Here is a 14,941-nt window from a genome sequence, read left to right on the forward strand (position 1 = left end):
TTTACCAGAGGCTCGTATTGGAAGCCCTCTTGGCAATGGCGTTGACGACCAGGAGCAGCACCAGATTGATCAAGGAATTGAACAATCCGACTGCCGTGGCGAAACTGTAGTTCGCGTTCAGCAATCCGATTTTGTACACGTACGTGGAAATGATCTCGGACGAGGACAAGTTCAGCGGATTTTGCAACAAGTACATTTTTTCGAAGCCGAGCGCCATAATGTTGCCTACACTGAGAATCAGAATGATGACCGCGGCCGGGAGAATGCCGGGAAGATCGACGTTCAGGATCTTCTGGAACCGATTGGCGCCGTCCACCTTGGCCGCTTCATATAATGACGGGTCCACGCCCGCCAGAGCAGCAAGATAAATCACGGCGGAATAGCCCATGGTTTGCCATACGTCGGACAGCACGTAGATCGTTCGGAACATGCCAGGCTCTCCAAGATAATTGATCGCTTCAAAGCCAAGCGCGCCAGCAATGGTATTCACGATCCCAAGACGCGGGGACAAGAACAGCATGATGATAGACACCATGACCACCGTGGAGATGAAATATGGCGCATAGGTGACCATCTGTACGGTTTTTTTGAACCTTGCGCTCTTCACCTCGTTCAAGGCTAACGCCAGCAGAATCGGAATCGGAAACCCGACGATCAATTGATAGAACGAAATGTACAGCGTATTCTTGATCAGCGTCGCGAACGCCGGGTTGCGAAAAAACATCTCGAAGTACTGCGTGCCGACCCAGGGACTCCCCCAAATCCCTTTCATCACGTTATAGTTCTTGAATGCAAGCACGGCGTTTGCCATAGGCAAGTACTTGAAGATGATGAAATACAAGACCGGCGGAATGACCAGCAGATACAGCTGCCAATGTCTTCTGAAGCTTCGGTAAGCAAACCTCCCGATTTCCGAGCGTTTGCCGCTCGGAGCTCTGACCGTTTTGGACTTGGAAAATAGCGTACTCAGTTCCATCCCTCCTTCGATGAGTAGCTGCCAATGAAGTATGAACTTTTATGGCAGCGCTTTCTTGTGTGCAATCATAAATTTGCATGCTTTGCTTCGTAAAGGCACACTTTCTCCCTGGCCGTACAATTTCGGAGACGGATGCTTTCCAAGCCTTGATGTTCCTCGTTTTTTTCATTTGGCGAATATGATAAAAAATATGCCAGACGTTTGATCCACTCGTTAAGCAAATACTGACCAACCCTTCCGTTAAAGACGGCAAGCCCGTTTTCTCCTTAATCGGCCATTTGCCGATATGTACTGGGCGACACACCGCGAACCCGCTTGAAGGCCCTCCGAAACGAATGAGCGCTGTTATACCCTACCTGCGCGGCGATCTCGTCAATCGTCAAAAGGTTCTGCTGCAGCAGCTCGGCCGCCTTGCTGATCCTCACCAGTTCAACGTAGTCCGAAGGATTCGTTCCCGTATGCTCCTTGAACATTTGGGAGATATACTTCTCGGGCTTCCCAATATGCTCCGCGATACGATAAAGCGTCAGCTCTGCGTCGGAATAACGCTCGTGGATGTAGCGGATAATCTCACCCACGGTCTCGGCATGCATGTCGCATTTTTTCTTCCGGACGTCCATACAGATATCATGAATGAGCTTCCCGAATCGTTCCCTGAGCTGATCGACCCCGTCCGTCGTCGAAACGGCAGCGATCTGCTCTTTGATATGGTCAGTGAGCGACTCGTCGTGGAATATTTTGAGTTCGGCCAGCTTCAGAAAGGTTCCCTTGAGCTCCATCACGAGTTGCTGCGTCATATCGTACGACAGCTCCCTCTCTTCAAAGTTCCGGCTGAACAGCTGGTCAAGAAGGCGGCTTGTTTCCTCCAGCTCTCCGGCCTTAAGCGTATTGAGCATACGCTGTTCGGATTCAATCGGATAATAATACAGCTCCGTTGCTTTCATCGCATCCTCGAACCGGGTGATGCCGACCGCCCCGGTGTGGACGGCGTATTCCAGCGCTTGCTGCGCTTCGTTGAACGAGTCGGCCACGCCGTTCCACGCGTCGAACACCGAACCCAGCCCGATCGTTATCGACAATCGGTGCTGCCGATATACGGTATCGACCAATTCAAGCAAACCGGCTTCCAGGCGACCAGTGCAGTCGTCCAGCGCCTCTTCGGCAAGCGGATGCACAAAAGCGATCTGGTCCGAACCCCAGTCCGTAACCAGCACATCGGGTTCCAGCCGGCTCAAGGCCTGCCGGACGATCAACCGGGCGACGCTGAGTTCCTGGATGATTTCTTCGCTGTCGGCACTGCCATATCCGGCGACTTTAAGAATGCCTGCGCGTCCATGCTCGCCGCGAAGCGGGACTCCCGTCTGACCGGAGACCGCATCGAGCTCGCGCAGCGTATAGAAGTCGCCAGTCAGCAGCCGTTTAATAAACGCATCCCTAAGCAGCGGGAGCTGATCGTTCAGTGAGGACTCCAGCAATTTGTTGTTTGCGATCAGAGCCGCGATATTACCGGCCAGGAAATCGTACTCGTTCCCGATCTTCTCCCGGGAAACATGGCTTTGCTCGCGAAACACGGACAGCAGCGACTGGACCTTTGCACTGTGCCGGTACGCAAGCACAAGTCCGATCAGCAAACCGATGACCAGCGCAGACAGCGTAAACGTCGTCGTGACCCGCTGGATTGTGTCAGCCTTCGCCATCAGCGCCTGCTCGGGTATTCCGGCCATATAGGTCCACCCGTTCAGGTCGGACCGGATGGATATCAACAGCCGCCCGTCTCCCGTTGGGCTAACCTCGCCGTTCTCATCGGAAGGCGCTTGGGTGAAGCGCTTGGCTTCCTCTTCTCCGATGCCCCGGGACAAGATCAAGCTGCCTTCCCGGTCCGCAACCAGCGCCCAGCCCCCGTATTGGTCCACAATATTTTGCAGCAGGCTGCCCATATGTTCTTCATCGATCAGTACGCCGATCATCGCCTGCGGATTGTTGAAGCTGTTAAGCGGGATCGACTGCAGAAACGTGACGGCCGGTGTCTCGACAAACACCGTGTCGCGGATTTCCCGCCTATATTTCTTAAGCGGAATCATCTCGTTTAGATGCGGTTTCTTCAATACGGCCTCCTCCCACTCCTCGAACGTCAACCCTTCAAGCCGATTCGCCTCGTAATAATGCTCTGGCCGGTAATAGACGGTATTCGGCGTAATAATGGCATTATAATTACGTATGTAGATGAAGAAATTGGTGAGGTAATCATTCGTGCTGCTGTACATGGACAGGCTGCGCTGCATTCGTCCCAGTCCGTAAACGTTGTTGATGTCGAGCGGCTTGGGATCAGCGATCAGACGATATAGGTCCTGATTGATCGCAAGCTGCTTCGTGAAGGCTTCCACCTCCACCAGATGACGCTCGATGATCTCTTTTCCCAGATTCAGGGAACTCAGACTGTTTTCGATTGAGCTTGCTTTCGCCACATCAATCGAAGTCCTGTACGATGCATAGCCCGCAATTTGGGGGATTAAGAGCACAATCAAGTAGGAAATCAGAAATCTGCGGAACACCGGGGAGAACTTGGACCATAAACGCTGCATACGTACCCTCCTCAACAGTAAGCGTTTTCAAAAACAAGGCAATTCGATGATACACTTGACTGTTCGCAAGAAAAAGGTACAATTCCTTCCTCGGGGTACAATTTGCTTACGATATGGCTATCGGCTAGGAGCGAAAGTACGCAAACTCCTTTACGAGGCAATAAGATAAACCGGAGCTATCACTAAGGCGTAGGGGAACCCGGTTCTTGCTTTGCTCCCTTTCATGCATCCAACCGTATACGGCTGACATTTCGGTTCAATTCCAGCTCAGAACAAAGAGCTGCCCTTCCAAGTCGCCTGTATGACCTGGAGACAGCTCTTTGTTAAAACGCTTTACCATTGATACCAGTACCGTGGACGATGAGTTACCGCCCGAGTTCGCCTACAAAGGTCGTAACACTTTGCGCGGGAAGATGGGCCCAGAAGTTGCTCCATGTTACATTGAGAGATGTTCCGGTCTCTCAAAGAACATAATGTGATTGTTCTCCCTTCATTCTGCTTTGTATTAAAGTATCGACTCATTGAACATAACTGCGTTAGCTTAATGAAAAAGAGCAGCTACCAACTGACGTACCTGCTCTTTTGGATCACTGATCTAATGTTTTTCGTTAGTTGAATGGCTATTCAAGTTTGATTTTTCAACTAAATCTCTACCTTTTAAGCATTTTTCTTGGATTCAATTTCACTTTTTATTCTTCTGTATTCGTTACTATCCATAACTGATGGCTCTTTTTCCTTCTCTTTCAATTTCCTACTTATGAGCCCAGAAATTAATGAAAATATAATAGCTCCTTGCCATGTTATCGTAATATCCTCCATAAAGATATCAAGCAAATTGATTAGAATAAAAGTTAATCCTGTGTCCAAGACTAATGGTAACCATCCTTTACTAGATTTCCTCCACTCTCTATTTTGTTGTCACGTAGCAGCTCTCTAATCGCCATTAACGTTATTTGCATTGAAAATGGTTTATATACAATTAAAACAATATAATTATTATGATCTTTCATAAGAGGATTTATTTTCAAGGGTTGTTCATGTTAAGGGAGGTGAAACATAGCTATGCGTAAAAAAGAAAGGAACGTAACGGGTATTGTATTGGCCGTAATTTACTGTATTGTTCTTTTTGAGATTTTAATTGATGCACCCCCTGGTGAAGCTCCAAATAATCCGCCTTGGGCATACGCAATGATTCCACTTGGAGCTGTTGTAATCACTTCTCTCTTTGATTTTGTGATCAAATTCGATTTCTTCAAAAAAAAGAAAAAGTGAATGGAGTGCACATGTATTGGATCTCACGACTGCCCCGACGGGGCGGCCGCGATGCGGTTAGTCGGTGCGGAAGCGTCCTCCTGATTCTGCTTCACTGCCTATCTCCTCACGGGAGACCAAGGAACCGCTAAGCTCCAATGGGTGATTATGAGATTTTATGAAGTAGCTGTCATCCTAAATGACCTATCATTTTATTTCTCTTAATAATCTCTATCGCTTGCTCGGCATTGAATATATAGTTCTAAAATGGTGCCTTTCTTTAAAACGATTGGGTAGTTTTTTTACCATTTCTTTTTCTTCCTCTTTTTTCCATATATTGCTAGCCTCAGCAAATAGGCTCCGTCTTTTTTGATAAAAGGAATGGTTGCAATTCCTAATACGACGATATAAATAAATGCAACCGTAAAACAAGTTGAGGTAATTTTAGAGTATTGGAACAAACTCGGAGTATCCGTAAAGTAGCAAATGAATTTCAAGATAGATATGTTCAAGGCAATGGAGACCAAAGCGACAAAACCTGAAAGCGTACGTTTTCCCTCATTTTCAAGTTTTTGGGCACGAAATATCATCGACCAGAATAAAGATGTCCATAAATAATACAGAATAACAATCAAAAACCAAATGAACCATAAAAATGCCAAGATTAACAAAAGCATGTTCCCCAACTCCCTTCGGTGAAATCGTTGCCAAAAAGCAGAAATCTTGTTATTAGATGAGATGTTTCATAAAAAGATATCGGTTCGACGATGACACCCATCGGCTCCACAAAGGACTCCCTGGGGCCATGTCCTGAAGGACTGGGAATAAGCCCTCCCTGGTAAGAAAGCAGTCAACGGACAATGCAACAAACCATGTAATCTCAGGTTCATCTCCTGTTAGGGTTATCATACGCTCCTCCTAGACCTTCAATGTTTTCCTTTATCCAAGAACGCAACTTATCGGCATAGAAAGAGCGTTCATCTGGATCGGACTGAGAACCCTTTGTCAGATAAAGTTGATCATTCTCATATCTAGGATAAACATGGAGATGATAATGCCACACGTCTTGATTGCCAGCAGGCTCATTATGTTGCCGCGTAGAAATTCCATCACATCCATATGTACTTTTCATTGCAAATGCTGTAAGCTGAGCCGCGCGGTGAATTTCCACAGCGTAATCCACAGGGAGTTCAAAGATGTTCTCGAAATGTTGATTAGGAACAACAAGAACATGTCCTTTATTGTTTGGCCACCATTTGCTCGCTATAAATGCCGTTACCTTTTCATTCTGATAGATGATTTCCCTTTGTTTTGTTCCCTGATTAGGTCGCTCGATACCCCAAATACGACAAAATGGACATTCGTATCCTTCGGGCTTATGTGAAAATGATGCTGTCATCTTTCCCATTCAACTCCTTTCATATTTCTCCAACCAGCTATTAGACGCAGGCAACTTCTGTTCGTTGCGTTATAGTTAGCAAAACGCGGCTGGCCGATCCATGCCGGCAGCCGCGTTTTAGTTATTTATCAAGCTATAGTTACTCGTCCGTTAGTTCAACCTAAACTCCATTTTTCTACTCTTCGTTGTCATTCCAAATGATGTATAAAATGAATATGCAGAAGCATTGTTCTCCGATACCCCTAATTCAATACTATCGACTTTCAGGCTTCCTCCGAAATCCATAACATATTGCATAAGTCTCTTTCCAACGCCCTTATTTCTGTACGTTTCGGAAACACACAAACTATTTACATATAATATCTTTCTCGCATTTACAAATGAATTTTCCGTTATGTCTTCTTCCTTCGTCACAACTAGTCCGATTATCTCTAAGCCTATGGTAGCAACAAAAATATGCTGTTTGGGATCATTTAGCTGGCTTAAGAAAAATTCCTTCCCGACTGGAGTTGGGTTTTCTTTATACAAATCGGGTCTTTCAAAAACGTGGAGATCATGAACCTGCCTAAACAAAGGTAACAAAGACTCGTAGTCATCTTGGTGAGCGTTTCGGATAGATATATCCATATTTCTGGCCTCCAATATTTTAACATATTATATCATGATTTATTTTCGGCCAAAGTAGGTTTATTGAGCATATCTGCCCGGTTAGTTTAATAAACAGTCATCTTTGCGATCCTCCGACAATGAAATCATATCGGGGATGTAACAAACTTTTTCTAATCTGCATTATTTCGAATATTTCAATGATATAAGGTAGTTGATCCCGATCTTCTTTGCCCTTTTCACAGGTATTTGCCTGCGTTTATATTCTTCAAAACCTAATTTAGAATAGAGTTTCATGGCTGGAATATTGGTATCAGCAACTTCTTCAATCAAGTAAGCCTCATAAGGTGTATGCTCAAGGATATGACGAATCATTTGAGAAGCAATACCTTGCCCCCTGAATTCGGCAGCTGTTCCTACGAATTCGATTGAGCCTACACCAGGTGAAGGATTAACAAAGGGTGATGCAAATTCCTTTTTTAGGAAAATACCAGCTAAACTTCCTTTATAAAAGCCTAAATGTTTGCGAAGCTCCTTTGTATTAAGTTTAACCGAGAGAGAAGTTCCATCCGTGCAAGAAGCCATCCCGATCACTTGTCCCTTGTATAAAGCTACATAAAATTGATCCAGAGCGAACATATGAGCGAACGCTGCAGCAATCTTCTTAGGATTCTTGGAGAAAAACCCTAGCCACTGTGTGAATCCCTCTGCGAATATTTCGGATATCCCTCGCCTCACATCAAACTCGGCTTGATCAGCTTTAACCACGTTAATCATGGTATGGTCACTCCCTTTCCTTAAATAAAAATGCGGTGAGGATAGATGGAGAGGGCATGGTAAAGTTGCTCTTTAGTAATACTTTCATCTGAGCCAATCCCTGAATTGAAGCATAAAAAAGAGCTGACATTTCCTGCGCATCACCCGAGTGAAATTCCCCAAGCTCTTGACCCCTTCGAATGAGCTGTGCCGTAGAATCAAGCAGCCTGGCATTTACCTGGAGGATCTCTTCATAATGTTTTGAGGCTGTGGCAGCTCCAGCTAATAGAGATTGATTAATAAGGATCAGTAGATGGGTTAGTTCCTCCCCCCTGATCATGTCAGTGTAGACTTCGTCGACAAACTGTGCCATTAACTTTTTAGGGGATTGGTCGGATTCAAAGAATGTAATATTACGTTTCAATCCTCCAACCGCGTAAGCAACCAACTCGTTAAATAACTGATCCTTGTTTTTGTAATGACGATACAGCAGCCCAATACTAATGCCAGCTGTATCCGCAATATCTTGAACATTCGTCGAGCCAAAACCTTGATTAACAAATAACTGCATCGCGGCTGAATGGATTTTTCCCCTAGTAACATTGCGCATTTCTTCAAACTGTTCCTTGCTACGTGGCAAACAGTTCCCCCCTTTTTTTAATGAATGAAATTTCCTCAATATATAATATTGAGAGTGAAATAACAACATTCAACTCCAAATTAGCGAAATCAACCCGTACTTATCTATTCGGTAACCGACTCATGTTCTTGTCCTTTACGGTAATGGATGATACAAGTTCTTGTTGTTGGCTCTGGACAAGAACTTGTACCGATAAAACAAAAAAGCCGCTAAAATAGCGACTTTTAAAGGGACCATGTTTATGTACACCGACATCACAATTAGTCAATATTTTGCAGCCTCGATGCCACCTACCATTTATTCCGTTAATCTCTCTTTACTTCATATTCGTTCGGAATTAATTCATACAAGGCACCAACATCACAACCGATGGAATCGGCGATCGATATGGCAATTTTGAGTGGCATCACTCTTTTGTTTTCAATAAAGTCGTAAACTCGTTCCGGTTTAATAAGCAAGTCTTTGGCCAGCCATTCCGCTGACTTTCCGGATTCCATCAATCGATCATTCAGCAAGCAACGTCCAAGTGCAAATTTCAAGAAGCGATGACCTCCCGCGTAAGATTATATCGATTTAACCTTAAGCGTTGTCCATTGCCAGTATGAATATACTTCATAAAGGGAGCCATAACGATGAAGGTAAAGTTATTCCTTGATCCGTCGAATCCCTCGCGCGATTTGTTCCCTCTCATGCTCGCTCAGTGAATATAATACAGGTGCCCTAGGAATGTCGAATTTCAGATGAGAATGAGGGATTTCCGTCAATAGAGTTCCAATGGGTTGTTGACCATTCGTACTACGTATAACGTTCCAAAAAATTCTGGACCTATTTTCCTCAGTTCCCCATTTTTCAAGCGAATTGCGAAATAGCAAACATTTCCCGATGACGAAATCATGCTCCTTGAGGGGCTCCGCTGCTTCGAACCCGGCGTCTTTTAGGCTATCAAATAATGCGGGCATCAACTGGTCCAAATAAAGCCCATAGGCAGCATCCTCGATTTCACGAAAAGCGATCGTTAACTCCTCAAACATCGAATCGTAAAATGTTTTCCACACCGATTCGATATACTGATTACCTGCCACGCCAATCTCCTCAATGGTCATGTCGTACCGGAATACTGGTTTTACTATCATATAAACTCCTCCTCTGAATTGGATTATCTCCATCGTACAACATGAAAGCCAATTGGAAGGTTTGAGAAATGAATATGAAGGTAATCAACAAAAAATCCAGAATAACATTACATTGGATTTAATGTTTGCGCATTTTTTTATGAAGGTGAGATAACATGGACTTTCGACCGAAAAAACTGGCAGAAAAGTACGGGGTAAGCAGCAGCACCCTGCGGAACTACGAAGCGAAGGGATTGATACCTCCTGCAGAACGTTCTTCAAATGGATATCGTATGTATACAGAACGCCATGAAGCTTATCTGGCATGTATTCAAGCCATGGCTGCCGCATTCGGTATGGAAGTAACGAGCGAGGTAATGCATTGTCTTGGACGCAACGAGTTCGATGACGCATTGTGGATCGTCAGGGATCGAGAGGTCATGCTGCATCGGGAAAAAGCAAGTTTGGATCAACTGGTAAGGGAGTTGAAATCGTATTCTGAAGGTAGCCGAGCTCTCGATTTCAACCAATATTTCAGCATCCACGAGGTCTCCAGACGGACGGGGGTTCCTAAATCGGCAATCCGCTACTGGGAGCAAAGCGGCCTGTTCACCGCTATGCGAGACCTTGATAACGATTACCGTCTTTATAATGAAGCGCATCTCTTTAAAATTAGGATGATTCAGGTACTTCAGAGCTCTGTTTATTCCGAGGAAACCGTGTACTTAAAACAATCCATTGCACGCTTAGAACTAGAGAACATCGAGCATGCGATGAATCTAACTGAACGTATCCAGGCTTACCTGCACAAAACGATCAAATTTCAGATGCGAGCGCTCTATTTTCTATATCGCTTGATTAAAGACTACTGTTAGTGTGGAGATGATTACAAAATAACATCGACACCGATTTAAAAGCGAAAGCCATAGGGCGCAGCGTGCAAATAACGCTGCGTCCATGGCTTTTATTAGGAATTCCAAGTTATCATGCATCCCGTTTGTTATCGAATTGTCGCTTGCCCGAGAAATAATTATCATTCACTGTGGCTTGTAATCAAATGTAAACTTCACGGGAGTCGACATACCATCCATTGAGAGATAGGCAACGTTAGTTCCCTTCAGGTTACCGGTAAGCTTGATCGTGAATTGGAAACTTCCCGTTACTGTGCTTGTCGTCTGGCCTTCATACGTAACTTTCCCTTTCGAATCGAGTACTTTCAAATTCACTTTGGACTGGCTGCTTCCATTCATTACCAGACCATCGATCGTCAGTTTCCCTGCGCCGACATCTGCCACAGCTCTTACACCGTCGATCGGAGTTACCGCATCGCCTCCCGCAAGGTTGTACACGCCAAACTCATAGAAGGAGTAACCATAATCCGTATTTCTTTCGAGCCCTTGAAATTTGACGTATCTGGCTTTGACCGGCTCAAAATGAAGCGTTTCTTTTCCTTCACGTGCCGTAATGATTCCCTCGTTGTTCTTGATCACACTGGTCCAATTCTGCTTATCGTCAGATACAAGAAGTTTGTAGGTTTTAGCTCGCGCATATTCCCAATGAATTCGTACGCTATCGAATTCCTTGGCTTCGCCAAGATCGACCTGGAACCAGCTATTATTTGTGTAATCACTGGCCCATCTTGTCGCCTGGAATCCGTCCACCGCTTTTTCAGGTTGCAAGTTCGGGCTGCCGCCTTCTACCGAAGAGGCTTCCACCTTTTTATTGTGCGCCAAGTCTCCAATCAGGTAATAAACGTCTTCCTTTAGCGCACTGTACGCCGTTTCTTTTATAAGGCCCTCTTTCAACAAAATATCAAGTTTCGCATTAAATCCTCTCAGATATTTGTCGAATTGGGTCGCATCCGTTCCTTCATAGCGTTTCATCAGCTCTAGATAATTGTTCAAAGAGCGAGCCGCTTCGGCATTCGTCAATTGATTCTGCTCTACAAATCGGTTCACCGATGTTTTCATGCTGTCCGCATTTGCACGGGCATTGATGATATAAGACGTTTTCTGCGACTTTCCTGCCGTTACCGTAATAAGCAATTCATGTTTTCCGGGCGCGCCCATCAGATTCAGGGTAGTTCCGGCCGTATAAGGCTTGCCGTCAAACTGAGCCGTCACTTTCGTCAAGCCGTCGTCATCCTTTAACTGCCATGTAAACTGGAGCGGCTCTGTTTCATTTACCAAAACGTCACTTTGAAGAGGCTGTCCATTCATTTGCACGGCTGCCTCCGGAGGAGCCGCATTATTGATTTCATATGTTCCATTCACATATTGATACAACCAATCATACAAAACGCGATTGGAAGGATCTTGGTTGACCGCCGCATTGTAAACGGCATTATTCCCTTGATAATAGGCTCTGTATCCGTTTTGCATCAGGCCTGTTTCAACGCCGCTGTTCAAGTAGTCGATAAATCGCTCACGGAACACGCCGTCGGTCAACATCCGGTCATCAAACTCGACTTCGTTGGATATGCCGTATTGCTTCGCCAGGTTCGCGGCATCCTCCAGACGGTCGTAATCCAAGGCCTCGAAGAAATAGTTCGGCTGGAAGGCAACGTTGTCTAAACCTACGTCCTTCCACATAAACACTTTGTATCCCATAAAATGCGGAATCCAGAAAAACTTAAGGTTTTTATTATGAATTTTTTCGCTGGCAGCCTGGAGTAAAGCCGGACCCGATTGGCTTGTGCTGATTTGTTCATCGAGCCAGTAGATCCCGACAAGCTCCAGATTAGAATACCCGGCAGCATTCCATCTATGTTCAACCTCATCAAGCCACCACTGTATCGCCTTGACTCGGTTTGCTAAGGCTACTTCTTCTCCGCCATCAGCTGCGTTAAAACTTAAATTTTCTCCGTTAATGACACCAAAGTCTCTCATTGATTCTCCGGGATTTGGAACCATCAACACGACTTTTTCCTTATAGTCCGGCTGGCCGAGTTTCTCAGCAACCTCTTTGGTAGCTTCGTTTAAATGCTGCATGTCGCCATCCGCTTTAAACGTTTTATCCAAATACCAATTCCATTCATTCAGGTTGGTTTCTCCTAAGCCAAAATCATGGCCTTGAGGCGAGTTAAGTCCCAGATACAAAATGCCGTCAAACAACCAATCTTTCGGGTTGCCCTCTTGATTTACATAGCTGATATTCGGGATGATCCGCTCTTTACTCCAATCACCTAAACCATCCGCATAATGCCCATTATAAAGCAGTCCGAGATTGCGGATGCCTGCAGTGGCTTCTCCCGGCGCCATAAACTGCGGATGCTCGGCAGGAACCTTTACCGATCCTTCAGCCTGTCCATCGGTGCCCGAAATTTCAATCTCATCAATATATGTCCATTGTGTAGGATGCATCGTAAAGGTGACTTTAACATAACGGGCATAAGCCAGCTTGCCGTCCGTATTCCCGCCTTTGATTCCATCCCGGCTGCCGTCCCATTCAAAGGTCTCCTGTCTTGGCGGTCCAGCCCCCCAGAGCAGCTGAGTGGCGTTATGGGACAGCAGTCCCCAATTTTCTTTATCGTCGGAGACATACATCGATACGGTCAAAGGTACGAGGATCGAATTGGTAGGATAATCTTGGAAGAAGTGTGCTGTAATCTTTCCGATTGATTTTTCCTCACCGAGATCAAAGACGACTTCCCTCGTTTTTCCACGCTGATGTCCTACCCATGCTGGGTCGTTCACATCCAATGGGCCGTATTTACCATCCGTAAGCTTGTACCCGCCGTCTGGACGCGACGCTTCCGGCTCCTCGGACCATTCATACGGGAGACCGTCCGCAAGATTGCGGAATTGCGTCTCCTCCACTGCCGAAGATGCTCCCGGCTGGTTTGTATTCGGTGCTGAGGATGCCTGTTCTGCTTCTTCCGCCTGCGCACTAATCACTGCCGGTACAGGCGATTTAGCCTGCACCGCAGAAATCGGGGTCATCAGCAATACGGCTGCCAGCAGGGCGGATCCCCATTTCTTATTTGAAATCATCTGGTCAACTCCTTTTTTACTCTCGAATGTTGTGGAAATGCCTGAAAGCATTACCCGTTTCGTGATGAATACCTGAATGGATCCCCCCTTTCACGAAATATGGCAAAGAGCCTTCATTGGAACCGCTTTCAAAAATAAAAAATTCTCATTTTCCATTCCCTTCTTTGCTCGCGAAATGTCTTTGAAGATCAGTCCGACGGTAAACCATTAGCCGCCAGATCAACATCTGCAGCGGCAATGGCCCGTCTACCGTCGCAGCTTCATTCAACCCATACGGCGAAGTTGCGGTTTAATTCAAATTCTGCGGATTTCAACAATTAAATGCCCGCTTCTTCCTTCTCATACATCTCGGTCAGCTTGATGCTTCTGCCTTGCTGCAGACGAGATCGCTCGGAAGCGAAGGCAATCAAATGACTTTGCAAGGAAGCCGTAGCCGATGTAAGGCCTGAAGACGGGTTGCGGTCGAACTTATGTACATTTTTGAGGAAGGAGCTCACCATGCGCTCATCGCCTCCTCCGTGGCCGTCACCCTGCACGCTGCATTTAATTTCAATCTCTTCGCCCGTCGCATAACGGTACAGTGTAAATGAGCCCTTATCCATGTCGCCAATGATCTCTCCCTGCGTGCCCATAATCTGTACACGGCGAGTACCGCTCTGGGTTAATCCCGACATAATAAAATTAGCGTTGGCGCCGCTAGCAAATTCCATATTGACGACCTGATGGTCGACAACATTGTTATCGCAGCGATAGACGCAACGGCCGAACGGTCCTTCCTTGAGGGCCCGGATAATACCTTCCTGTGATAAATCGTGCGTCATATAGCGCGCCCAATGATCGGCAGGTTGCTCCAAATACATTTTAATCGCTGAAAAGGCACATTCCCTCTCAGCTTCGCAACCGTCGATGCAGCGGTCCGTTGCACCCTCCGGCGCGTTCTCGGCTTTAAAATGAAGCAGTGAGCCAAAGGAGCTGACCGCTGTGCACGGCTCATCCATCAGCCAGGAGATGAGATCCAGGTCATGGCAGGATTTGGCCAAAATCATCGGGCTTGTTTCCTCGGAATTGCGCCAATTGCCGCGTACGTAGCTATGAACCATATGGTGATAGCCTACGTTCTCTGTCAGCTGAATGGTGCCGATTGCCCCCAGCTCCCCATCCTCGATGCATTTCTTGATGCCCGACCAGAACGGGGAATAGCGAAGCACATGCGTGACCACCAGCAAACGCTTATGCTTAAGGAAAGCTTGCTCCAGTTCTATACATTCCCGCACATTCGGTGACATCGGTTTCTCCAGCATGACATGGTAGCCAAGCTCCAGCGCTTTCAAAGTCGGTATATAATGCATCCGATCAAGCGTGCAGATAATCATCACGTCGGCTATTTTTCCCTGCTCGAATGCTTGTTCCCAAGAATGATAAACATGCTCCTCAGCGATTGTATGAATCTCTGCAAAACGTTGTCTGCGTTCATCGTCCGGCTCGGCTACTGCAACAAACTTCAGCTCATTCGGAAATTTTTCAGCATACGGTCCATAGATGTATCTTCCTCTACTGCCTGCGCCTAATAGTACAGCCGTTAATGTTCTCAATGTTAGTCCCCCTCGCATGTACAATTGCATCATAG

General features: G+C 46.0%; 13 protein-coding genes. 2 read left to right on the forward strand and 11 right to left on the reverse strand.

Annotated features, from left to right (window positions below; genetic code table 11):
• Position 1: 1 nt before the first annotated feature.
• Together ACQKPA_RS20890 and ACQKPA_RS20895 are read right to left on the reverse strand one after the other, a co-directional pair.
• The gene (locus ACQKPA_RS20890) at positions 2-976 is read right to left on the reverse strand and encodes an ABC transporter permease (protein WP_427494426.1); all 975 of its coding nucleotides are present in this window, start codon (positions 974-976) and stop codon (positions 2-4) included.
• 266 nt (positions 977-1,242) lie between these two features.
• Positions 1,243-3,558: a helix-turn-helix domain-containing protein gene (locus ACQKPA_RS20895; RefSeq protein ID WP_427494427.1), complete on the reverse strand. Its 2,316-nt coding sequence runs from the start codon at positions 3,556-3,558 to the stop codon at positions 1,243-1,245.
• Positions 3,559-4,620: 1,062 nt separating this feature from the next.
• On the opposite strand from ACQKPA_RS20895, the gene ACQKPA_RS20900 reads away from it, so the two are divergent.
• Positions 4,621-4,830, forward strand: a complete 210-nt coding sequence (locus tag ACQKPA_RS20900; protein WP_427494428.1) for a hypothetical protein — start codon at positions 4,621-4,623, stop codon at positions 4,828-4,830.
• Between the two features lie 281 nt (positions 4,831-5,111).
• On the opposite strand, the gene ACQKPA_RS20905 is transcribed toward ACQKPA_RS20900, so the two are convergent.
• The 7 genes from ACQKPA_RS20905 to ACQKPA_RS20935 form a co-directional block, all read right to left on the reverse strand.
• Complete coding sequence (locus ACQKPA_RS20905; protein ID WP_427494429.1) at positions 5,112-5,486, reverse strand: hypothetical protein; 375 nt, start codon at positions 5,484-5,486, stop codon at positions 5,112-5,114.
• 209 nt (positions 5,487-5,695) lie between these two features.
• Positions 5,696-6,208, reverse strand: a complete 513-nt coding sequence (locus ACQKPA_RS20910; protein WP_427494430.1) for an HIT family protein — start codon at positions 6,206-6,208, stop codon at positions 5,696-5,698.
• 150 nt (positions 6,209-6,358) lie between these two features.
• Positions 6,359-6,835, reverse strand: a complete 477-nt coding sequence (locus ACQKPA_RS20915) for an N-acetyltransferase family protein (RefSeq protein ID WP_427494431.1) — start codon at positions 6,833-6,835, stop codon at positions 6,359-6,361.
• Between the two features lie 162 nt (positions 6,836-6,997).
• Entirely contained in the window at positions 6,998-7,591 is a 594-nt protein-coding gene (locus ACQKPA_RS20920) for a GNAT family N-acetyltransferase (protein ID WP_427494432.1), read from the reverse strand.
• Positions 7,592-7,598: 7 nt separating this feature from the next.
• A complete protein-coding gene (locus ACQKPA_RS20925; RefSeq protein ID WP_427494433.1) occupies positions 7,599-8,210 on the reverse strand; it encodes a TetR/AcrR family transcriptional regulator in 612 nt (203 codons plus the stop codon).
• 305 nt (positions 8,211-8,515) lie between these two features.
• The gene (locus tag ACQKPA_RS20930; protein WP_427494434.1) at positions 8,516-8,749 is read right to left on the reverse strand and encodes an XRE family transcriptional regulator; all 234 of its coding nucleotides are present in this window, start codon (positions 8,747-8,749) and stop codon (positions 8,516-8,518) included.
• 105 nt (positions 8,750-8,854) lie between these two features.
• A complete protein-coding gene (locus tag ACQKPA_RS20935; RefSeq protein WP_427494435.1) occupies positions 8,855-9,343 on the reverse strand; it encodes a DUF6022 family protein in 489 nt (162 codons plus the stop codon).
• 155 nt (positions 9,344-9,498) lie between these two features.
• Between ACQKPA_RS20935 and ACQKPA_RS20940 the strand changes: the two genes are divergently transcribed.
• Positions 9,499-10,197 carry a MerR family transcriptional regulator gene (locus tag ACQKPA_RS20940; RefSeq protein ID WP_427494436.1) on the forward strand — a complete coding sequence of 233 codons (699 nt, stop codon included), beginning with the start codon at positions 9,499-9,501 and terminating at the stop codon, positions 10,195-10,197.
• A gap of 162 nt (positions 10,198-10,359) precedes the next feature.
• On the opposite strand, the gene ACQKPA_RS20945 is transcribed toward ACQKPA_RS20940, so the two are convergent.
• Positions 10,360-13,314, reverse strand: a complete 2,955-nt coding sequence (locus ACQKPA_RS20945; protein ID WP_427494437.1) for a DUF4855 domain-containing protein — start codon at positions 13,312-13,314, stop codon at positions 10,360-10,362.
• A gap of 317 nt (positions 13,315-13,631) precedes the next feature.
• Positions 13,632-14,906: a Gfo/Idh/MocA family protein gene (locus tag ACQKPA_RS20950; protein ID WP_427494438.1), complete on the reverse strand. Its 1,275-nt coding sequence runs from the start codon at positions 14,904-14,906 to the stop codon at positions 13,632-13,634.
• Positions 14,907-14,941: the final 35 nt, after the last annotated feature.

The organism is Paenibacillus sp. NPDC093718 (genome assembly GCF_050279985.1).
In the GTDB taxonomy this organism is placed as follows: Bacteria; Bacillota; Bacilli; order Paenibacillales; family Paenibacillaceae; genus Paenibacillus_AQ.